We start from the raw sequence: 22,997 nt of genomic DNA, 5'->3' as shown, positions 1-22,997 counted from the left end.
GGTTTTCAAAAATGATGTCAACATAATTACATGGGCTAATAAATGATGCCACAAGATAATATTTACCAAGTGATATCGATCATGTCTCCATTAAAATTCGGGACTACCCTACCCCTGTTTTCTCCTATTGGAATTATTTTAGATGCATATGCAACCAAAGTGAGTATTTATTTTACCTTTGCACCTCTTTTTGAAGTTTAACAAAGATCAATGAAGGATATTGGAAATGAATTGATGCCCTGGGTCGGTAGAACAGCTAAAATGATGGGGCTGGTTCTTACAGAAAAATTTCAGGCCCACGGTTTGGATCTAACCAAAATCCAATGGTTATTGCTGAGCAGGCTTTGTGAAAAAGACGGACAACTTCAAAAAGAACTCGCTTTCCTTACCGGCAGGGATAAAACATCTTTGGGGAGGCTGGTGACCACGATGGAACGAAAAGGTTTTATCAACAGGATCCCAATGGAATCGGATAAGAGAACCAAACAGATTTTTTTAACTGATAAGGGAAAAACTACTTATTTGCAGGCTGTCCCGGTTGTTCAAATGACCATTTTAGAAGTTCAGCATAATATACCGTCGGAAAAACTCGAAATGGCCATCGAAGTGTTAAAACAAATTCAGCATAATATAAATCAGATGAACAATAACAGTGTGGATGTAGAGCAGGACTGTTATTGAGCAAAAAATAAAATTTTCAAAAGAAATGAGATCATTAATTACGATTATTCTCGGTGCATTATTAATTGCTGCCGGCTTATTTGGGTACAAAAAATTGTCCAACATAAAAAAACAGGGCCCCCCTCCCACTGAAAAGAAGGTCGCTTCAGTTTATGCTCAAACCGTTGCCAATTCAGATATTCCGATTTTTATCACCACAAGCGGGCAGTTGGTGGCCAAAAACAAGGTTCAGTTATTTTCCGAAGTTCAGGGCATTTTTGAAAATAGTGCCAGGGAATTTAAACCGGGTATTTTTTATAAAAAAGGGGAAGTTCTTTTGAAACTCAACAGCGCAGAGTTTTTTGCCTCCCTGCAGGCCCAAAAAAGCGCTTTGTACAATCAGATTGTTGCCCTATTACCTGATCTGCAACTGGACTTTCCTGAAGCCTTGCCGAATTGGAAATCTTACCTGGCAAAGTTTGATATGGATAAAGCACTTGCCCCGCTTCCTGAGCCTCTTTCCGAAAAAGAAAAACTCTTCATTGCGGGTAGAAATATACAATCTGCCTGGTACAATATCAAAAACCAGCAGGTAAGGTTGAGTAAATACGTCATCTACGCTCCTTTTAGCGGGGTTCTCACTGAAGCTGATGTCACCCCGGGAACCCTGGTTCGTGCGGGACAAAAACTGGGAGAATTTATCGACCCAAGTGTTTTTGAGATGGAGGTTCCGGTCAATATTTCCCTTGAAGGCCGACTCAAAACCGGCAAACAGGTGGCGCTTCATGACCTGGAAAAGAAAAAGACCTGGAACGGAACAATTATCCGTGTCAACGGAAAAGTTGATGCTACCTCCCAAACGGTCAAAGCTTATATCCAGGTAAGAGGTGAAGACCTCAAAGAAGGGATGTACCTGGAAGCGGAGATCAGTGCAAAAGATGAGGCAGAAACCTTCGAAATCGACCGTAAGCTATTAGTGGAAAATAATAAAATATTTGTCATTTTAGATACCGTACTTGAGTTGAGACAAATCACTCCTGTTTATTTTAATGAAAATTCCGTAGTGATAAAAGGTTTAGAGGATGGGATCAGAATTTTAGCAAAACCCGTTCCCGGAGCTTATTCGGGGATGAAAGTTGAAGTACTGAAAGACTAAACATTAGGTTTGCTTTATTAATGCCCTCTCGGGAAACTTACTTAAAAAAAAGATGAAAAATATCGTATCGTATTTTATAAAATATCCTGTTGCGGTCAACGTGATTCTTATCGCTGTAGTAGCCTTTGGACTAATTGGGGCTATTAGGCTAAAATCCTCCTTTTTCCCTTTGGTCGAATCACAGAACATCAGCATTCAATTAACGTACCCCGGTGCGTCTCCAAGGGAAATGGAGGAAGGTGTAGTGATCAAAATTGAGGACAACTTAAGGGGATTAATCGGGATAGACCGGGTTACTTCTGTTTCTTCAGAAAATTCGGCAAGGATTAATGTTGAAATCATTAAGGGATTCGACATTGATATTATTCTTGCCGATGTAAAAAATGCAGTAGACCGGGTACCCTCCTACCCTTCAGGCATGGAACCTCCTGTTGTATCAAAAGTCGAAAACAGAAGGGAAACTGTGAGTTTTTCGGTTAGTGGCAAGGAAATTCCCTTAAAAACGCTCAAAGAGATTGCGCGAGGACTGGAAAATGAAATCCGCAACATTGAAGGAATCTCCCAGGTTTCGATTTCAGGCTTTCCGGACGAAGAAATTGAAATTGCAGTAAGGGAAAATGACCTGAGGGCCTATGATCTGACCTTCCAGGAAGTGGCACAGGCCGTTTCCGGATCTAATATCCTGACCACTGGCGGACGAGTTAAAACGGATGAAGAAGAATACCTTATCCGGGCCAACAACCGCTCTTATTATGGAGATGAACTTGACTTTATTGTGGTGAGAGCTGATAATAATGGTCGGGTCATTCGTTTGAAAGATGTGGCAACGGTGAGGGACAAATGGTCGGAGACACCTGACCGGGTTTTTTATAATGGGTTGGAATCGATCCAGGTACTGGTGGAAAGTACGGATAATGAAGATCTTATATCTTCTGCGGAAAAGGTCAATGCATTTATTGAAAAATTTAATGCGGAACACGATAATGTGCGCCTGGATGTCACCAGGGATTCCTCTATTACTTTGATCCAGCGGACAAAACTGCTTATGAATAACGGCGGTATTGGAGTTATACTCGTCGTGTTATTGCTATCCATTTTCCTGAAACCCCGTATTGCCTTTTGGGTGGCTACGGGGATCCCAATTTCTTTTTTTGGAATGTTTATCTTCGCGGGAAGTGCGGGAATTACCATAAATGTTTTGTCTCTCTTTGGTATGATCATCGTGATTGGTATTCTCGTGGATGACGGGATTGTGATCGGAGAAAATATCTACCACCATTATGAAAAAGGAAAAAGCCCCATTCGCGCTGCGGTAGATGGTACTTTAGAAGTCATCCCCCCTATCGTGAGCGCTGTGCTAACGACTATTGTAGCCTTCTCCACTTTCTTTTTCCTGGATGGCAGGATTGGATCATTTTTCAGCGAAGTGGCTGCTATCGTTATGTTGACCTTATCTGTTTCTCTGGTGGAAGCCATGATCATATTACCCGCTCACATAGCACATTCCAAAGCCCTGGCGAGTGATCAAAAGACCTATTTATTTAATGTTTACGGCGACCGTTTCATGAACTGGATGCGGGATAAACTTTACGGACCTTACCTGGCCTTTTTTCTAAAGAACAAATTTTTGGGTTTCGCGATTCCTCTTTCGATGTTTTTGGTAACCATTGGAGCCTTAAAAGGCGGGATCATCAGAACCACGTTTTTCCCAACTATTGCGAGTGACCGGATTGCCATTACGCTCAAAATGCCACAAGGCACCAATGAAAATATCACTGATTCGATCATTACAAAGATCGAAAAGGCTGCCTGGGACGTCAACGAAGACTTTTTGGGACTGCAATCCGGAGGAAAAAATATTGTTGATAATATCATTAAACGTGTGGGACCTGGCACATCGACGGCATCAGTTGATGTGAACTTGCTGCCGGGAGAGGAAAGAGATTTTAGCTCCGATATCATTGCCAATGCTATCCAGGAAAAAATGGGGCCTATTTACGGGGCGGAAAGTGTCCAGTATGGTTCTGGGTCCAACTTTGGCGGCAGGCCGGTATCCGTATCATTAGTGGGCAACAATATTGAAGACCTAAAGGCTGCAAAAGAAGAACTTAAAGTGGCATTTAATGAAATTCCCAACCTGAAAGATGTTGCCGATAACGATCCTGCCGGGATCAAGGAGATCAAGATACAACTGAAAGATAATGCTTATCTTCTGGGGCTGACTTTAAACCAGGTCATGGCCCAGGTCAGAAGTGGTTTCTTTGGGTTCCAGGCGCAACGGTTCCAAAGAGGCCGGGATGAGATTAAGGTTTGGGTAAGATATGAACTGGGCGACAGGCAATCCATTAAGGATCTTGATGGAATGTGGATCAACACTCCTTCGGGAGCTAAAGTTCCTTTCTCCGAAATTGCCTCCTATACCATCGCCAGGGGGGAAATTTCCATCAACCACCTGGATGGGCAGCGGGAAATTCGCGTGGAAGCTGACTTGAAGGATCCAAAAGACAGCGCCTCGGATATCCTGGAAATGGTCAAAACGGATATTATGCCCGGCATTAAGGCCAAATATCCAACGGTTTCTGCTTTGTACGAAGGTCAGAACAGGGAAGCCAATAAGGTGGCTGTTTCGGCGAAACTGATCATTCCTGTTATCCTCGCCATTATTTACGCTTTGATCGCCTTCACTTTCAGATCTTATAGCCAGCCGCTGATATTGTTTTTAATGATCCCTTTCAGCCTGATTGCCGTTTTATGGGGCCACTGGTTACACGGATTCCCGGTAAACATTTTATCATGGCTGGGCATTATTGCATTGATTGGGATCGTCGTCAATGATGGTCTGGTGCTTATCGGGAAATTTAACCTTTATCTCAAGGAAGGCATGCACTTTGAAGAAGCGCTGCTGCGGGCAGGTAAATCAAGGTTTAGGGCGATTTTCCTGACTTCCGTTACGACTATTGCCGGTTTGGCTCCTTTGATCTTTGAAACAAGTCGCCAGGCGCAGTTTCTCATTCCTATGGCTATATCAATTGCTTATGGTATTGGATTGGCGACGTTTTTGACCCTTTTAATGCTACCTATCCTGCTTTATTCATGGAATAGTTTCAGGGTTTGGGGGCACTGGCTCCTTACCGGGAAAAAACCTACCCGTGAGGAAATAGAAAGGGCTATTGTTGAAATGAAAGCCGAGGAAGAAGAGCGGGAATCGTAATATTGATCAATGATTAACTTTAAATGAAAAAGCTAAAAATGAGTAATAATATTAAATCAGGACTTCTCCTTTTTTTCTTTGCTTTAGTAAATTTCGCTTCGGCACAGGAAATCTTGCTAAAAGACGAGGCTGTCCGAATGACACTGGAAAACAATTACGATCTGCAAATTATCAACAATCAGCTGGAAGTTGCAGACAACAATACCAGTATTTTTAATACCGGGTATTTGCCAACGGTTTCTACCAATGCCGCGGCAAGTGTTGATCTTGGTGGATCGAAAATTACCTTTGCCGACGGACATACCCAAAGTGTGAGTGGCGCCGCGACAAAACGCTCCAATGCCTCCATTGGGGCTAATTATCTTATTTATGATGGCAAAAGGCGTGCATACAACCTGGAAGGACTCAAAGTGGCTCGTTCGATTGCCGAGCTTAATGTAAGGCAAGGCATTGAATTTACCCTCCTTCAATTGTTTACGGCCTATTATGATATCGCACAGATTACGCTCGATGTCAATGCACAACAGCAAACGCTGGAAGTTTCAAAAAAACGTCTTCAAAGAGCCCAATATCAATTCGATTATGGCCAGGGTTCTAAATTAAATATCCTTAACGCTGAAGTTGATGTAAATCGTGACAGCATCAATTACAGGAACCTGGAAAGATTGTTGGCCAATTCAAAACGCAACCTGAACCTTATTTTGCGCAACGACCTGGGAAATGATTTCCAGGTGGATACCCTCGTTTTATACACTGCCGGACTCTCCCTTCCCGACCTGGTGCAGAATGCTAAAGTCAATAATGTTGAATTGCTTTTGGCAGAACAAAATATTACCCAAAGCGACTACAGTCTCAAATTGGCTGAAGCCAATAAATTGCCGACAGTGGGATCCAGTCTCTCCTACTCCTGGAGCTTAACCGATAACGCATTGGGGGAGAATCCGAGTGCTTTTCAAACGGACCTGATCCGAAATAATGGCCTTAATATAGGCTTGAGTGCTTCCTGGAATATCTTTGACGGAGGGGTTACCCGGACGAGGATTCAGAATGCTAAAATTGCCATGGCCAACCAACAGCTGAACCGATCAGCCCTGGAACAGGAAATTGAACGCGACGTGATCAATGCCTGGGAGACCTACCAGAATGCATTATTTGTCCTGGAAGCTGAAGACAAAAACCTGGAAACCAACCGGAGGAATTTTCGCTATACCGATGAAAAATTCAGCATTGGCCAGGTTTCTTCGGTGGAATACCGGCAGGCGCAATTAAATTTACTCAATGCAACCCGCAATTACAACCAGGCTAAATTTGATGCCAAAGTCATTGAACTTTCTCTTTTGCAATTGAGCGGGCAATTGATCGGGGCACAGTATTAGTCAGCAGAGATGCTGTTTCAAAAATAGGATAATCCAACTACGGGTTGCGGGATGTCATGGTTTTTTCATAAAACATGCCTCTCGTAACCCGTAGCTTTTTTTTGTCCCCCTACTCTATTACCTTTGCGCCTTTTCGTAGGCAAAAAAATAACTAACCATGACAATCAATCGAACAATCATTCTTTTCCTGGCGATTTTTGCCTTGGGAAATAGTCCTTTATGCGGCCAAACCAAAGAGAATATAGAAGAGGTCGTTGTATTGGAAAAAAGAATTGAAATACCTTATTCCGATCAAACCCGGAGTATACAGGTTATTACCGCTGAACAGATCAAAAATGCACCGGTAAACAATATCCAGGAATTATTGAATTACCAGGCAGGCATTGACATCCGCCAAAGGGGGCCGCATGGTGTACAGGCCGATGCAGGCATCAGGGGGGGCACTTTTGAGCAGGTCCTTATTTTATTGAACGGCGTAAAAATATCAGACCCCCAGACAGGACACCATTCACTGAACATTCCTGTCGATATTGAAAATATTGAGCGCATTGAAATACTCAAAGGCCCCGGAGCCAGGATCTTTGGCCAAAATGCTTTTGCCGGAGCCATCAATATCATTACCAAAACGCCCGACAAAAATGGACTGAAAGCCCAGGTCACTTATGGAGAGCATGCCTTGTTGGGCGGGAAAATTTCCGGATCAAAGTTATCCGGAAACTGGCATCATACCCTTTCCGGAAGCCATGACCAAAGCGACGGGTACAAGTATAATACAGATTATGGGATAAGCAATATTTTTTACCAGGCAGGAAGGGATCTTGCTCAAGGAAAAGTTGGGCTTATGGCAGGGTTCACCAATCGGGCATTTGGAGCCAACGGCTTTTATGCCAGCCCCGATTACAAGGATCAGTACGAAGCGGTTCAAACCAGCCTCGTAACCATGAGTTATAATCAATTTCTAACCGAGAAACTGGTTTTAAAAAGCAATTTATACTGGAGGCGCAATCAGGATGAATACCTCTTTCTACGTCAGGATCCGGATTATTTCAGAAACTTCCATATCAACAATACCCTCGGCGGGGAAGTAAATTTAATGGCATATAATGGCCTCGGTATACTGGGAGTTGGGGTTGATATCAATAAAGTTTGGCTGTCAAGTAATAACTTGGGTAAACGGAACCGGACGGTGGTGAGCCTTTCTGCTGAGCAACGATTCAATTTGCTGGATGGAAAGCTCAGCATTACTCCGGGTATTCAACTCAATACCTACTCAGACTTTAAAACTGTTTTTTTGCCGGGGATCGACCTGGGTTACCAGTTGACGGATCATTTGAATTTAATCGCAAATGCCGGTTACACCTACAGGGTGCCTTCCTATACGGATCTATATTACAATGGGCCGGTCAATATCGGAAATGTAAATTTACAACCGGAGCGCGCACTAAGTTACGAAGTCGGGCTTAAAACCCGAAAAATTCAGGGACTTGATGCCCAGTTTAGCCTGTTTTATCGCGATGGTATGGATATCATCGATTGGATTAAGGAAAAACCTGAAGATGTGGTATGGACGGCAAATAACATTGCCAAACTCTCCCATTTCGGCGTAGAAAGCAATGCAACGGTCTATTTGGCTTCTTTGCTAAAGCGGAAGCATTACTGGCTGGATAATATTAATATTGGATTCACCTACATCCATGCAGAGGTAAAAGAAAGCGGCGCTGAATCGCGCTATGCGCTGGAAAATCTCAAATATCAAATTACTTCTGGTTTAAGATTGAATTATTTGAAAGGAAAATTATTCCAGACTATTTCGGCAAGATATTTTGACCGAGTGAATCTGGATGACTATTTTGTGCTGAATACCAGATTGACGTGGCAGTCCGGTCATTTCAGGATATTCGCCAATGTGAGTAATGTCTTCGACACGAAATACAAAGAAACGAATCTTGTGGAAATGCCCGGAAGATGGGCTTCAATGGGGTTGTCCGTTGATTTATTTTAATAAACCAGGGATTTAATTATTAAAAAAAGAAAAATACGATGATAATAGAACCAAAGACTCGCGGATTTATTTGCATTACGGCCCATCCAAAAGGCTGTGAGCAAAATGTACTGAATCAAATTGAATATATAAAATCAAAAAAAGCCATCAAAAGTGGCAAAAAAGTGCTGGTGATTGGGGCTTCAACAGGATTTGGACTGGCTTCGAGGATCACCAGTGCCTTTGTGTCCAATGCGGCTACCATTGGCGTTTTTTTTGAAAAACCACCCATGGAAGGCAAAACAGCATCTGCCGGATGGTATAACACAGCGGCTTTTGAAAATGAAGCGCATAAGGCTGGTTTATATGCTAAAAGTATAAATGGGGATGCCTTCTCAAATGAAGTCAAGGCGCAGACCATGAAATTAATAAAAGAAGATTTAGGCCAGGTGGATTTGGTGATATACTCTCTGGCTTCTCCTGTCCGGACACATCCCAATAGCGGAATGCGGTACAAATCTACCTTGAAACCCATTGGAAAATCATTTACGGATAAAACAGTTGATTTTCACACCGGAGAGGTCAAGGCTATTACCATAGAACCTTGTACCGGGGAAGATATTGAAAATACCGTAGCCGTGATGGGAGGCGAAGATTGGGAAATGTGGATCAATGCTTTAAAACAGGAAAATTTGCTCTCTTCCGGATTTAAAACGGTTGCCTTTTCCTATATTGGTCCTGAACTGACCGAGGCTGTTTACAGGAAAGGTACCATTGGCAAGGCAAAGGACCATTTGGAAAAAACAGCTTTTTCCATTTCCGATGCGTTGAAAGATATCAATGGGAAGGCCTATATATCTGTAAACAAAGCGCTGGTCACCCAATCCAGTTCAGCCATCCCTGTAATTCCTTTGTACATTTCTCTGTTATACAAAGTAATGAAAGCCAAAGGCCTCCAGGAAGGCTGTATTGAACAAATTTACAGGCTTTTCAATGATCGCTTGTATCTTGAAAGCGTACCCACAGATGAAGCGGGACGAATTAGACTGGACGACTGGGAAATGCGCCCAGATGTTCAGGAGAAAGTATCGGAATTATGGGCGCAGGCCTCCACGGAAACCCTGCCGGAAATTGGAGACTTAGAGGGCTATAAAACAGAATTTTTCAATCTGTTCGGTTTTCATTTTGATGGAATTGATTATGAAAAGGATGCCGACGAAATGGTTGATATTCCGGGGTTACAATTATAATAAAACAACAAGAGTTGAGCCGGGCCTGGTTGCCGGGCTCACTTAACGTTGTCAGATTTTACGGTTCTTTGATAAAATCAAAAGTAGCGTATTTGTATTGAGCTTTTTGGGTCTCCAATTCCAGATTTTTTAGTGTTTTAAACGGTCCAACATCAAGCATCATATTGGTCATCCAGGAGGGAATGGATCCTTCTGGGTCTGATTTTACGGTATAAACGACGTTAAACTCGCCTTTATGTTTGGGTGTCAATGTCCATTTAGCTTCGAGCGTAGAAACCCTGATAACGCCTGTTTTTTCAGGAAGGTAACCATCTTTGGCAATGGAAAGTGAATAAAACTCCAGCGATTTTGGATTTTGCCATATCTTATTGTGGACGACATAATCCCGATCACTCATAGGCCAGGGGAAGTCCGTCAGGCCATAATAGAGCAATTCTGTATCAGAAATATGGTTGACAACCATAGCTTCTTTGTTGGCATAAACCCATCTTTCATAGGAAGAAAGATCCTGAAGTACGGCAACAAAACTGGAAAGAGTACCCCGATAAACCGTTTCCATTTTAAGCTCTTTAATTTTCGAACCAGTATTGAGCCTGGTATAGACCTTTACCCCATCTTTTTCTTTCCAGAATTCCCATTTTTTTAAATCCGGGTGGGTTCCTGAAAAAAATAGTAACCAGCTAAGGATACTCAAAACGATCAACTTGGAATAGTTCATGATAATTGGTCTTAAAGTGTATAGCAATAATTAGTAAAATATGCTCTTGTCTTGTAACAACCATAAATTAAAAATGGTTGCAAACTAGAAAAGAGCAAAAGCAGGGTATTCTATTTTGGAGATAAGTAGTTGATTATTTATAGAAACGAAGATAATTGCTGACAATTGTTTATGCCAACCATTTAACAGGGTTTTAAATGGTTGGCATAAAAGTAAAAAAATTGATCTTTTTGTCAAAATAAAGCGCTGAAAAATTACCGTTATTAACAAGTAAAATTCTTAATTATGCAGGTATGGTTTAATTTTTTCCAAGATCTTTGGGCTTGACAAAATAAAAAGTATCATTAAAGATCAGGTTATTTTCCGAAATAAGATCCAATTCCATATATACATTTTTTTCTTTAAGGCCCTTAAGCAATTCTTTTGTTTCAATCGTGAATACTTTTTGAACCTCATTGGGATGAAGTTTGAAAGGCAAATTCCATTCCCGCTGAATTTCATCATTCAAATTGATAAGCCGAACCATCATTTGTCCTTCTACCCTTTCCCGTTTATCTGAAACGAGGGTGATATCAAAATTCTTGTTATCGGTATCCATGATCCCGATAACAGGCTGGTAAAATTTTCTGGCGACCTCCATCAGTGGTTTGTATGTTCCGTAATAATCCATACTGCTCCAGGAGGGCCCTGGCCAGCAATCGTTAAGTTGCCAGAACAGCGTACCCATGCAATGCGGTTTATTCATCCTATGGGCCTTAATCGCCATTTTTATGCCTTCTGCCTGGACTTTCTGGCTCAATTCGACAAACTCCTCAAAAGAATTCGATTCTCCGTACCAGCTTTCGGTATAGCTTTTGATCATCCCGTTGCCGATGTAGCTCTTTTGGCGATTGGCCATGGTGGCAGATTCCAGGTAAAAACTGCTGTCGGAAGCAAACTTTCGGATGGTCTCCATGGAGGGGAAAGACTGAAAACCGTATTCTGCCATAAATCTTCCCACGTTGGTCTTGAAATTTTCAAAGGGTTCTTTTCCGTGCCAAACGCCCCAATAATGCATGGAACTGTGATTGAATTTTTCGGGTTTCCCCCAGTTACTCAAAGGAGAAGTGCTCACATATTGCCGGTCAGGGTCAAGCAAACCCACCTGTGAAGGGATCATCTCCCGGAAAATACTCAGGTAGTTGTTCCATATTCTAAGTGAATCTTTTTCTGAATATCCGAATTTTTTCTGCCAGCCCCAATTGGCCCAGGCCACCTCTATTTCATTGTTTCCGCACCAAAGAGCGATGCAGGGATGGTTGCGTAGCCTTTTGATATTGTAGGCTACCTCTTCTTTTATATTTTGCTTGAAATCGTCGAAATCCGGATACATGCTTCCGGCAAACATAAAATCCTGGTAAACCAGAATGCCGTTTTGATCACATAGTTGATAAAAAAGGTCATTTTCATAAATACCCCCTCCCCATACCCGAAGCATATTCATATTGGCTCCTTTGGCGTCGGCAATGAGTTTTTGATAACGATCAGGCGTGACTTCAGTGAGAAAAATATCCTGGGGGATATAATTGGCCCCTTTCATAAACACAGGGAAGCCATTTACTTCAAAATAAAAGGAAGTACCTATTTCATCGGGTTGGTTGACCAGCTTGATTGTCCTGACGCCAAAATGAGTTAAAGACCTGTCAACGAGTTTGTTGCCACTGGTCAGTTCAACTGCAAGATCATAGAGATATGGATCCCCCAGGCCATTGGGCCACCATAATTTAGGGGAGGTAATCTGGTAATCGAATACCACCAGATTGTTTCCAGGCTTTAGGGTGCAGGCTATTTTTCTGCCATTAAAATTCAAACTATAATCCGTCTCAGCGGGTATATCCGCTTCCACTTCAACCTGGATCTTTACGATGGCCGTATCCTTGTCCATTGAAATCGTCCGACAAAAAACGTCCGTAATTTTAGCTACATTCCATTGTTCAATATATACCGGTCGCCAGATGCCACAACCTACGAATCGTGGCCCCCAGTCCCATCCGAAATGATAGGCTGCCTTGCGGGTAAATGAACCCACCTGGAGATCAACCGTTTCATTGCCTGAAGGCAGCTTCACCGGATAATCCTCCAGTTTTTGTTTGTTTTCGATCAGCGGCGTCCTGAATTTGACCAATACTTCATTTTGACCCTGTCGGAGCAAATCCCGTATTTCAGCCCGCCAGGCTCGGAACATATTGATCGATGAAATGATTTTATTGCCGTTGATAAAAACATCGGCATAGGTATCCAGTCCTTCGAACACAACTTCCAGGTGTTGGTAGGACAAATCTTCCTTCGTTATTTCAAAGGTTGTCCGATAATCCCAATTCTCCCGCTCTATCCATTGCAATTTTATTTCGTTTGTTTCCCAAAAAGGATCTTCAATCAGTTTGTTAGTCAGTAAATCTGTGTGAATCACGCCGGGTACCTTGGCCGGAAACCACTGTCCGCTCAGGCTTTTTGCTTCGGGGCCATTGGTTCCTGAAGGGGAAAGCTGGAATTCCCAATTTGAGGGAAGGGCTTTTTGGTGTACTTGCTGTCCGAAGGTTAATTGATTCATAAAGAATGAGCATAAAGTGAAGAAAAAAAGAGGTAGAGAAAAAAATCCTGGACGAAATACTTTAACTGATTGCATGAATAATTTGTTTTATTTTTTCTGGATCGGGAATATATTTTAGCCCCATATTCAGGGGATCTTCTAAGCTGACAGGTTTTCTGGCCGTAAAATGAATGGCATGTATCCCTGTTGCAGAGAGCATGAATGCATTTTCTGCGTTGACCCCACTGCCTGCCATGATCTGAATCCGGTCTTCCGCTATTCTGACGAGCTTTTTAATGAGATCAATTCCATCGATAGCTCGTGGTTTTTGTCCTGAAGTCAAAAGCCGGTCAAAGCCCATATCGATCAGGTCAAAGAGAGATTTTTCAGGCTGTGTACAAAAATCAAAAGCTCTGTGAAAGGTGGTTCCGAGGCCCAGCTCTTTTGATTTTTGGATCAATGTTCTATTGGCCGCCAGATCCAATTCGTTCTTCTCGGTCAGACAGCCAAAAACCACGCCATGTGCTCCCGCGTTTTTTGCCGCCACTAAGTCTGCTTCCATAATGGCCAATTCTTCAGCTGAGTACACGAAATCTCCTCCCCGTGGCCTTATCATTACGAAAACCTCAAGATCACATTGGGTAACACAGGTTTGGATGAGCCCGAAGGAAGGAGTAAGTCCACCCAGGTCAAGGGCGCTGCACAGCTCTATTCGTTTCGCGCCTGATTGATCGGCCAGCACAGCTGTTTCCGGTTCCTCAAGGCATATTTCAATTTCCATCTTTCCCATTTTCTTTAAAGTAAGGGACATCCGTTAAATTTTCTATGGTCTCCGTTTTTAGGGCGAAATTAAAACCGTTGTAAATACTGTATCCTCCGTATTCCCCTTTCTTATTGAGGGCAATAAAACCTACCTGCATATTGTCTATATTGTCATGTTTTCGAATAATTCGTTCCACAGCTTCTTTGCAGGCCTCCTGGGGTGATTTCCCCTGGCGCATCAGTTCCACTACAATAGCGCTTCCCGCGATCCGAATAACGGCCTCTCCGACGCCGGTAGCACAAGCCCCGCCCACTTCGTTATCTACAAAAAGGCCTGCTCCAATAATCGGCGAGTCCCCTACTCTTCCGTGTAATTTGTATGCCATTCCGCTGGTGGTACAGGCCCCGGAAAGGTTCCCTTCGGCATCCATGACCAATAAACCGATGGTGTCATGGTTTTCGATATTGATGATGGGTTTGTATTGTGAAGTTTTCAACCATTTTTCCCAGTTCTTTTTAGCCTCCTCTGTTAGAAGGTTCTTTTTTTTAAATCCCTTTTCCAGGGCAAATTGCAGAGCTCCTTCGCCCACCAGCATTACGTGTTCCGTTTCTTCCATGACCTTCCTGGCCACAGAAATTGGATTTTCTATATGTTGCAAAAAGGCAACGGATCCACATTGATTTTTATGATTCATGATGCATGCATCAAGGGTTACCTTGCCATCCCTGTCCGGTGCGCCACCATACCCGACGCTGGAAACCTTGGGATCTGATTCGACGACCCTAACGCCCTGTTCAGCGGCATCCAGGGCGCTTCCGCCCGCTTTCAATACACTCCAGGCCACTTTATTGGCATCCAGTCCGTGATTCCAGGTAGAAATAATAACAGGCTTCGTTTGAATGCTATCGTTTTGGGCATCCGGGGTCGTGGTGCTTCTCTCCTCAGATTCTTTGGGAATACATGCCGATTGAGTCAACATAGCTCCTCCTGTGAGCACAGATAGTTTCAGGAATTTTCTTCTGTTTTGCATTTTGTTTTATTTTTTCGATAATCGGTTTGATTTAATGTCTTTTCTGTCCGGCTATCAAAGTTAATCAATTGGATTTCCAATCCAGTCCTTTCAGTTTTTCTATCGGACGGGACACAATTTGCCCCAGGGTAATCCCCAGCCTGTTTGCTTCAATCAATAATTCGGCGCTGAAAAAATAAGCGATGGAACCGACAAAATGAACCGGTAGATTTCGATAGCCCTTAAAACATAAAACGTGTTCCAAAAAAAAATGCCTGAACCCGTTACTCAGTATTTTGCGAATAAATTCATCGTTACGGTGGGCATGGAAAAAAGGCATAAATGAGGCTAGGAATACGTTCGCACGGGGAGCTCTGTAAATCTTTTCTATGATAATTTCTTTATTCAACCCGTACTGCTCTTCAAAAGCAGTCATTAAATAAGGTGGTAGTTGACGGTATAAATAGGCTGCCAACAGTTTTTTGCCAAAAAAGGCTCCACTGCCTTCATCTCCAAGGATAAATCCAAGTGCAGGATTTTTCTCTTTCAGATTATGCCCGTCATAAAAACAGGCGTTGGCCCCTGTTCCCAAAATACAGCATATACATGGTGTTCCCTCATAAGTGGCCAGTGCCGCACCCTGAAGATCCGTGTGGGTGGATATTTTTTCTGCAAAAGGAAATACTTTTTTCAGCGCGGCTTGCATAGACAATCTCAAGGTCTCACTTCCGGTGCCTGCTCCAAAATAATATAAGAAAGTAACACTTTTAAAATGGGCGTCCACAGCCTGGTGCTTTCTCAATGTTTCCACGATGAGGTCTTCCGAATGAAAAAGCGGATTGAACCCCATCGTCTGAAATTCGGTAATATTATTTTTAGCGTCTATTAATGCCCAGTCGCATTTCGTCGACCCACTGTCCGCTACTAAAATCATTTTCCTTTTGGGTATTAATTTATCTAATATCAATTTCGTCTGTAAAAATCCAGGAATTCCCTCCTGCCCCAAGGTGCCAATCTGGACATTTTCCAAAATTAACCGCTGTGACTCTAAGGAATCTAAAAGGTTCATGAACCTCGGCACTGAACTGCTTGGTGAAGGCGCCGTATTCCTTATTTGAAAAATCATTGGGAACCACGGCCACTTTTTTATATTCCAGGCCATCTTTGGAGATTTCGAATGATACTTCTTTGGGAAACCATATCCATGATTTGATATCCTGGACAAACCCCATGCCGACCTGGGTAGGTGATTTTATTTCTCCCAGATCCACAACAGCTACCACATCCTGTCCTTCATATCCCTGCCAGGCGCCTGTACGATAATTATTGGTGCCTTTCATGTAATCGATCAGGGCATTAGGCCCGCCGGCAGCATATTGGTTGGCATATGTTGATTTCAATTCAATAGTCCTGCCTCCGTCGATTTTAAAGAATTCGCTCCTAATTGGAGCGCTGGCTCTTCCTTCATTGATGGCCATTGCCGTTACTGTGGTCGATTCTTTTAAAAGGATGGGGCCCTGGTATAATTGGGCGCCATTAGTGACAGGTTTATTATCCAGGGTGTAGTATATTTTACTGTCCGGATCCACCGATTGTATCTGAATTTCCAACTCATCAATAAAAGTCCGGGAATCTGAAAGAATAAAAGGAACCGGAGTAATGTTTACGGGTTGTTCCTCTTCGAAGGAGGTTTTGCCTGATCCCCAGTCTTTGTTGGCTTCAGGTCCCATTTTCAGGGTAAGCGTTCCACCTTCAAGGATGCTTTTATGCGATAAGAAAGCTTCCTCTAAAGCAACGCCATTCAGGCTGGCTGATTGTATATAAAGGTTTTTTTGTGACAGGTTATCTGCTTTTATGGTAAAGGTCTTTCCATTTTCAAGGTGAATACTCACTTCATCAAAAATAGGTGTTCCCAGGGCATAAAAAGGCAATCCGGGGGTCACTGAATAAAAACCCATGGCACTTAATACATACCATGCCGACATTTGTCCGCAGTCTTCATTTCCCGAAAGCCCGTCAGGTTGGTTATGGTACATGGTGCGAAGAATTTTTCGCACTCTTTCCTGGGTTTTCCAGGGCTTGCCGATATAATTGTAAAGATAGGCCATGTGGTGGCTCGGTTCGTTGCCATGGGCATACTGACCGATCAAACCGGTGATGTCTGCCTGCTCTCTTCCGGAGAGTTCCATTTCCGTTTCAAACAACTGGTCTAATTTTGCTTCGAATTTATCATTCCCGCCATACAGTGCTATCATTCCGGGGATATCTTGCTGTACGCAAAAACTGTACTGCCAGCTATTGGCTTCCGTATAATTAAAATTCACTTCGGCAGGATCGAAGGGAGCAAACCAGGTGTTGTACATTTTCGCCCGCATAAACCCTTCTGTAGGGTCGAAAATATTTTTGTAATTCTGAGACCTCTTTTGGAAATTAAAATAGTCTTCTTCTGCACCTATTGCTTTGGCGAATTGGGCAATGCACCAGTCGTCATAGGCGTATTCCAGTGTTTTGGAAACGGATTCCGGCTCGTGATCGGCAGGAATGTACCCCAAACTTTTATAGGCATCTAAACCGAGATGATCCTGGTTGGCACTGTGTTTCATGGCTTCCAGGGCCAGGGCGGTATCAAAATCCGTAATGCCTTTTGCATAAGCATCGGCAATCACCGAGACACTATGATATCCGATCATACACCCGGTATAATTTGCGGCCAGTTCCCAAACCGGCAATTGTCCGCCATTTTTATACTGATTTAAAAAAGTTTGTATAAAATCCAGCGTTCTGTCTCTTTCTATCAAGGTATAAAGCGGGTGGGCTCCCCGGTAAGTATCCCAAAGCGAAAAAACAGTATAATTATTAAATCCCTCAGCCTTATGGGTTTTAAAATCGGTTCCAAGGTAACTTCCATCCACATCCATGAAAAGGTTCGGGCTGAGCATCGTATGATAAAGCGCAGTGTAGAAAATGGTTTTCTGATCCTCACTGCCTCCTTTTACGGTGATTTTATTCAAAGCTTCATTCCAGGCCTCCCGGGCTTCCGATCGGGTTTTATCAAAATCCCAGTGAGCAATTTCAGCTTCAAGGTTTTTCTTTGCTCCTTCGGTACTCACCGCTGAGATGCCAATCCTGATCAAAATTTCTTCGCCTGCTTCGGTGTTAAACGAAAAAGCAGCTTTGGTGTTCCTCGATGCTCCCTCCAATTCGATGAGTTCATTTTGATACAATTGACTGTTTTCAAAAGGTTTTGAAAACTCAGCATAGAAATAAAGCTGTTGTTGTTGTGCCCATTCTTTTGAAAAACGTTTTCCCTGGATGGTGGTATTGTTTAAAATTTCTATGTCAGCATCCAACAAACGGTCACGGTGATCAAGATCCAGGATGATATTGGACTGGGAGGAGGCCGGGAACTTATACTTGTGTAGCCCTGCCCGTTTCGTCACGGTTAATTCCACCCCGATATTGTAATCGAGTAAGTCCACACTATAATAACCGGCTTCCGCGATTTCTTTTGAGTGATCAAAACGAGAGGCATACCCATTATCTACCCCCGTTTTGTAACCATTATCCCATTGAACGGCTCCTACAGTAGGCATGAAAAGCACATCCCCATAATCAGGAATTCCCGTTCCGCTTAGGTGTGTATGGCTAAACCCGTAAACAATACTGTCGGTGTAATGATAGGCGCTGCATCCGTCCCATCCTTCCAGCCGCGTATCCGGGCTTAATTGCATCATGCCAAAAGGGAGACTGGCTCCCGGATAAGTATGGCCGTGTCCGCCTGTTCCAATAAATGGATTGACATATTTCACGGGACTTTCGGTCTCATTGGAATTGCTGCAGCTAAATACGAAAATGGCAAGGATGAATAACAATAATATATTTCTCACTTTTGATGATTTTATTTGATTGATTGTTAGATTTTACGACTTTTTCAATTCTGATTTGGATTTATAACCGTTTAATCCATAAAAAATGAGGTAAATCATTCCTAAAAGAGGAATCAAAAACGAAATTTGAACCCCAAATCCTTCAATAATAAAACTCTGAATGCCGGGTAATACTGCTCCTCCGACAATGGCCATGACCAGAAGCGAAGATCCCTGGCTGGTCAGTTTGCCAAGCCCCCTGATAGCGAGAGAGAAAATATTGGACCAGCCCACCGAGAAAAATAACCCTGAGCCCAATAAACACCAGAAGGCCAGGTGTCCGCTTCCCAAAATCGCTACAGAGATCAATACTGCGTTGATCAGGGAAAAAACGACCAGTGCACGTGCGGGTTTATTGAAGGTGATAAAAAAGGCGGAGTAGTTGATCACCATCAGCAACAGATAAAGGCTTATTTTACTAAATTCGAGGAATCGAAGGGTAAAATGGCCTTCTTCAAATTTGATGGCAGTTACGACATAAATGAGGAAGAAAGTGGTTATGGAGTATATGGCCATACGAATGGCTTTTTGTTTTACGCTGAATTCGTTGTTCAGGGATATTCCCGCCAACAGCCGGCCGATCATCAGTCCTCCCCAGAAGTAGGAAAGGAAATAACTGGCTTCTGCTTCGCCCAATCCCATGATTTTATCGGATCGGATGAATTCAACCACCCAGCTGCCAACAGCAACTTCCGATCCCACATAAAAGAAGATGGCAAGGACTCCCAGGAAAAGGTGCCTGTTTTTTAACACGGCCAGCCCTTTTTCGATAATTTCAGTATTTTTGAAGGTCGGCATTTTTCGGGTAAAGGTAAAAAGAGCCATCCCCAAAAATACAAACCCGTAAAGAACGTATGTATCGGATACGGAATTAACATCCACGTTTCCTTTTGAAAAGACCTGGTAGATGAGAATGGTGCCTACAAGGGGGCCGAGGGTTGTTCCTAATGAATTGAGCCCCTGGGCCCGGTTGAGCCGGCTTGAAGCTGATTCCGGAGGGCCAAGGATCGTAGCATAAGGGTTCGCACAAATTTGTAATAAAGTCACTCCCGAAGCCAGCACAAAAAGGGCAGACAGGAAAAATGCGTAAGAATGAAAATGAGCAGCAGGATAAAACATAAGACATCCCATACCGCAAACGGCCAGGCTGATCGCCATACCGTTTTTATACCCAATGCGATTAATCGGGTCTCTCCCGGTGGAAGTGGACAGTAAAAAATAGATAAGCGAAATGATGAAAAAAGCACCAAAAAAAGCCGATTGCACAAGGGATCTTTGAGGAGCCGTAAGATCAAAAATGCCCTTAAAGGTGTTGATTAAAATATCGTTGGTCACCGTAATAAACCCCCACATAAAAAAAAGGGAGGATAAAAACAAAAAGGACTTTCTATTTACAGATTGGTCAATGTTCATAATTTCAGGTTAAGGTGGTTTCAAAAGCATAAATCTAGCTTTTCCCCCTTAAAAAAAAAAGAATTTGGTTACATTACAAATAAAATTTTAGGCTTATGAAAAAATGGATGCCAGTGTTGGTGCTCGGACTGATAACATTTACTGCCCGGGGGCAAAATGGTTTTATAGAAGATTTTAAAGAAAAATGGAAAAATTCGGCAGCATATACCATTGAGTTGGCTGCTGCTATGCCCGAAGAACATTACGACTTCAAACCAACAGAGGAAGAAATGAGTTTCAAAAGTCAATTGTTACACATGATTAGCAATATGAACTGGCTAAGTACCAGTTACCTGGGAGGCACCCCTGTTGATTTCGACCTTAAAAGGGAAGATTATTCCAAGGCCGAAATATTGGAAATGCTCAATTCTGGTTATGAATTGTCTGGTAAAGCTGTGGATATGGTGACTCCCGGGCAACTGGAAGAAACCGTTGAATTTTTTGCAGGCCCAAAATCGAAACGCCAGATCATTACCCTGATGAATGATCATTCCACGCATCATCGCGGGCAACTGATAGTTTATTTGCGGTTAAACGGGATAAAGCCACCAAGGTATAGAGGATGGTGATGAGGAAATATGAGTCATCCCGAATTTTGCCTGGCGGCAAAATTCAAAATATTTTTTGAGGCCTGGTAGTATCAATCCTTCTGGCACAATAGCGGAACAATTGATTTTCTGATTTTTTCGCGCATTGTTTAGCATTTGTGAGTAATTTGACAGAAAAAAAGCGCACTTCCGGCTTTTTACCTCAGGCTCCATCTACCATTTTACCTCATTTGATAGATTCAAGCCACACAAAAATCCCAAATTTTGGTGTTAACCAAAATTTGGGATGTCTCATGTTTTTACTATTCAAATTAATTGGAAAATTCCGGCTTCAGGATATCCGCAAATTGCTTCTTAACAGCCTCCACCTTGGGGCGGCTAACGCTTCTGACGTAAGGATTTTCAGGATGGTGTTCGTAATAATCCTGGTGATAATCTTCTGCGACCCAGAATTCAGTATATGGTATCACCTCTGTAGCAATTTTATCAAATACTCCATTGTCCAGCAACTCTTTGATATAAGCCTCGGCAGTTTCTTTTTGGGCATCGTTATGGTAGAATACGATAGAGCGGTATTCAGTCCCGACATCGTTGCCTTCCCGGTTAGGAAAACGGGGATCATGGGCCACAAAAAAGACCTGGAGTAAGGTTTTAAAGTCAATTTTTTCCGGATCATAATAAACCATGACAGATTCTGCATGGCCGGTGTTGCCCTCCCCTACCTGGGAATAGGTTGGATGTTCCACTTCACCCCCTGAGTATCCACTGATGGCATCCTCCACACCGTTGATGCGTGAAAAAGCAGCTTCAATACACCAAAAACAACCTCCCGCAAAGGTGGCCACTTCGTAGTTTTCATAATTTTTTCCCTGGATATAGTTTTCAATGGAGGGATTTTCTTTATTAGTATTCGTGAGAGTTTTTTGTTGCTGGCTGCATGCTGTTCCTAAAAATGAGCATAACAGGCTGAGCAATAGAATTTTTTTCATGGCAATAATTTTTAATAATGTTAAGGGGGAATGTTCACAAAAGGGGACGGAATAATAAACCATCTGTCACATATTCAGGTAAAAAGCGTTGGTTAAATTTCTATAATCATCGGTCCAGTCATTGGCTTCTCCCTTTTGTATGACTAGTTTTTTTTCGACGTAACAGCTATCGGGTTTCTTTTTGCGAAATTCCATCAACAGACGTTCGACTGGTTTTTCCAACTTTGGTAAAACTTCCTGTGATCTGACACAATAGAGATTATAGGACTCTGCCAGTTCGCAAAATCGCAATCCTTCCAGGTAAGGCAAAATAAGAGAAAAACGGCCTTCTTCAGAAAGTAGTTTTCTCACAGACAGCAGGAGCTCACCGTGGGGCAGTTTCACTGTGTGACGCACATTATTCCGTTCCTGGGAATCAGAGAAGGTTCCCCCGCTGAAGAAAGGTGGATTACTCACTATGGCATCGAATTTGTCCGGGGTACTTTTCGAAAATTCCTGTATGGAGGTGTGAAAAATTTGAACACGACCCGGCCATGGACTGTTTCGGATATTTTCGGATGCTTCGGCAAAGGAATGTTCATCGATTTCCACGGCCTGAATGGCAGCGAAAGGGTTGCGCTGAGCAAGCATAAGGGCAATCACGCCTGATCCGCTACCTATGTCAAGTATGGCATCAGCAGATTCTATATTTGCCCAGGCTCCCAGTAAGATTCCATCCGTACCAACTTTCATCCCTGTCTGATCCTGACGGATGGTAAACTGTTTGAATCGAAATGGATTTGTTTTCTTAGAAATCATGGCAATACAACAAAAGCCGATACCTGAAGTTTACGGGTACCGGCTTTTTTCTTTTTATTTTGATATTAAAATGGATACTAAATGGTCCAAAAAAATAAACGCTTCTGGTTATACCAGATCCGAATCCAGAATATCATTATCCTGTGGAGCTTCGATCCTGTTATGGATATACTGAGCTTCTCCAAATCCCAACATGGGGATGAATATAAAAGGCAGAAAGATCATTCCAACGGTGTATCCTTCATCTTTTCCAAAGCTTTTGCTCAGCAAATTGTAGGTCCAAATGCTCCAAATCATACCGACATAGGGTATAATCATTAAAAGCAACCACCACCATGGTTTTCTGACAATCTCCAGCAAAATAACTATATTGTAGATCGGAACAATAGCAGCCCAACCCGGTTGTCCGGCTTTCTCAAAAATTTTCCACATGCCGGCAATGACGACGAATACGATTCCAATTACTAATAATCCAAAAATAAATCCCATAATTAAATTGTTTTCAGGTTAAAGGTTAAAAAAAAAATTCTGATTGTTCTCAACGAAATTCGTACAATTAATGGATTTATTATAAAAAAACAACCATTAATT

Annotated in this window: 17 protein-coding genes; 7 read left to right on the top strand and 10 right to left on the bottom strand. The window is 42.6% G+C overall.

Going from position 1 to position 22,997, the window contains the following annotated elements; all coding sequences use genetic code 11:
• Nucleotides 1-210: 210 nt before the first annotated feature.
• The 6 genes from H6571_02270 to H6571_02245 all read left to right on the top strand — a co-directional run bounded on the left by H6571_02270 (nucleotide 211) and on the right by H6571_02245 (nucleotide 9,634).
• The gene (locus tag H6571_02270) at nucleotides 211-681 is read left to right on the top strand and encodes a MarR family transcriptional regulator (protein MCB9322543.1); all 471 of its coding nucleotides are present in this window, start codon (nucleotides 211-213) and stop codon (nucleotides 679-681) included.
• Nucleotides 682-706: 25 nt separating this feature from the next.
• Nucleotides 707-1,816: an HlyD family efflux transporter periplasmic adaptor subunit gene (locus H6571_02265; protein ID MCB9322542.1), complete on the top strand. Its 1,110-nt coding sequence runs from the start codon at nucleotides 707-709 to the stop codon at nucleotides 1,814-1,816.
• A 52-nt stretch (nucleotides 1,817-1,868) separates the two neighbouring features.
• A complete protein-coding gene (locus H6571_02260) occupies nucleotides 1,869-5,027 on the top strand; it encodes an efflux RND transporter permease subunit (protein MCB9322541.1) in 3,159 nt (1,052 codons plus the stop codon).
• Between the two features lie 38 nt (nucleotides 5,028-5,065).
• Complete coding sequence (locus H6571_02255; protein ID MCB9322540.1) at nucleotides 5,066-6,403, top strand: TolC family protein; 1,338 nt, start codon at nucleotides 5,066-5,068, stop codon at nucleotides 6,401-6,403.
• A gap of 157 nt (nucleotides 6,404-6,560) precedes the next feature.
• Complete coding sequence (locus H6571_02250) at nucleotides 6,561-8,405, top strand: TonB-dependent receptor (GenBank protein ID MCB9322539.1); 1,845 nt, start codon at nucleotides 6,561-6,563, stop codon at nucleotides 8,403-8,405.
• Between the two features lie 38 nt (nucleotides 8,406-8,443).
• Complete coding sequence (locus H6571_02245; GenBank protein MCB9322538.1) at nucleotides 8,444-9,634, top strand: trans-2-enoyl-CoA reductase family protein; 1,191 nt, start codon at nucleotides 8,444-8,446, stop codon at nucleotides 9,632-9,634.
• A gap of 58 nt (nucleotides 9,635-9,692) precedes the next feature.
• Here the strand turns inward: H6571_02245 and H6571_02240 are convergent, their stop codons facing one another.
• From H6571_02240 to H6571_02210, 7 genes are all read right to left on the bottom strand, one after another.
• Nucleotides 9,693-10,352 (bottom strand): hypothetical protein, encoded by a 660-nt coding sequence (locus H6571_02240; protein MCB9322537.1) that lies wholly within the window; start codon nucleotides 10,350-10,352, stop codon nucleotides 9,693-9,695.
• 298 nt (nucleotides 10,353-10,650) lie between these two features.
• Nucleotides 10,651-12,942 carry a glycoside hydrolase family 2 protein gene (locus H6571_02235; GenBank protein MCB9322536.1) on the bottom strand — a complete coding sequence of 764 codons (2,292 nt, stop codon included), beginning with the start codon at nucleotides 12,940-12,942 and terminating at the stop codon, nucleotides 10,651-10,653.
• Between the two features lie 61 nt (nucleotides 12,943-13,003).
• Nucleotides 13,004-13,702, bottom strand: a complete 699-nt coding sequence (locus tag H6571_02230; protein ID MCB9322535.1) for a copper homeostasis protein CutC — start codon at nucleotides 13,700-13,702, stop codon at nucleotides 13,004-13,006.
• Nucleotides 13,692-14,714, bottom strand: a complete 1,023-nt coding sequence (locus H6571_02225; GenBank protein ID MCB9322534.1) for a N(4)-(beta-N-acetylglucosaminyl)-L-asparaginase — start codon at nucleotides 14,712-14,714, stop codon at nucleotides 13,692-13,694. Before H6571_02225 ends, H6571_02230 begins: the two co-directional genes overlap by 11 nt.
• 64 nt (nucleotides 14,715-14,778) lie before the next feature.
• The gene (locus H6571_02220; protein MCB9322533.1) at nucleotides 14,779-15,627 is read right to left on the bottom strand and encodes a hypothetical protein; all 849 of its coding nucleotides are present in this window, start codon (nucleotides 15,625-15,627) and stop codon (nucleotides 14,779-14,781) included.
• Nucleotides 15,628-15,646: 19 nt separating this feature from the next.
• Nucleotides 15,647-18,580 (bottom strand): glycoside hydrolase family 92 protein, encoded by a 2,934-nt coding sequence (locus tag H6571_02215; protein ID MCB9322532.1) that lies wholly within the window; start codon nucleotides 18,578-18,580, stop codon nucleotides 15,647-15,649.
• Nucleotides 18,581-18,613: 33 nt separating this feature from the next.
• Complete coding sequence (locus tag H6571_02210; protein MCB9322531.1) at nucleotides 18,614-20,032, bottom strand: sugar MFS transporter; 1,419 nt, start codon at nucleotides 20,030-20,032, stop codon at nucleotides 18,614-18,616.
• Between the two features lie 95 nt (nucleotides 20,033-20,127).
• Between H6571_02210 and H6571_02205 the strand changes: the two genes are divergently transcribed.
• Nucleotides 20,128-20,640, top strand: coding sequence for a DinB family protein (locus tag H6571_02205; GenBank protein MCB9322530.1), 513 nt, complete (start codon nucleotides 20,128-20,130; stop codon nucleotides 20,638-20,640).
• A gap of 290 nt (nucleotides 20,641-20,930) precedes the next feature.
• Here H6571_02205 and msrA read toward each other — a convergent pair whose 3' ends face one another.
• The 3 genes from msrA to H6571_02190 form a co-directional block, all read right to left on the bottom strand.
• On the bottom strand, nucleotides 20,931-21,608 hold the full coding sequence (gene msrA / locus H6571_02200; protein MCB9322529.1) for a peptide-methionine (S)-S-oxide reductase MsrA: 678 nt from the start codon (nucleotides 21,606-21,608) through the stop codon (nucleotides 20,931-20,933).
• Nucleotides 21,609-21,674: 66 nt separating this feature from the next.
• Nucleotides 21,675-22,406 (bottom strand): methyltransferase, encoded by a 732-nt coding sequence (locus H6571_02195; GenBank protein MCB9322528.1) that lies wholly within the window; start codon nucleotides 22,404-22,406, stop codon nucleotides 21,675-21,677.
• Between the two features lie 108 nt (nucleotides 22,407-22,514).
• On the bottom strand, nucleotides 22,515-22,895 hold the full coding sequence (locus tag H6571_02190; protein ID MCB9322527.1) for a hypothetical protein: 381 nt from the start codon (nucleotides 22,893-22,895) through the stop codon (nucleotides 22,515-22,517).
• Nucleotides 22,896-22,997 lie beyond the last annotated feature (102 nt).

This window comes from Lewinellaceae bacterium (genome assembly GCA_020636105.1).
Taxonomy (GTDB): domain Bacteria; phylum Bacteroidota; class Bacteroidia; order Chitinophagales; family Saprospiraceae; genus BCD1.
Note: the sequence above shows the minus strand (reverse complement) of the source record. Positions and strands in the feature narration are given on the sequence as shown.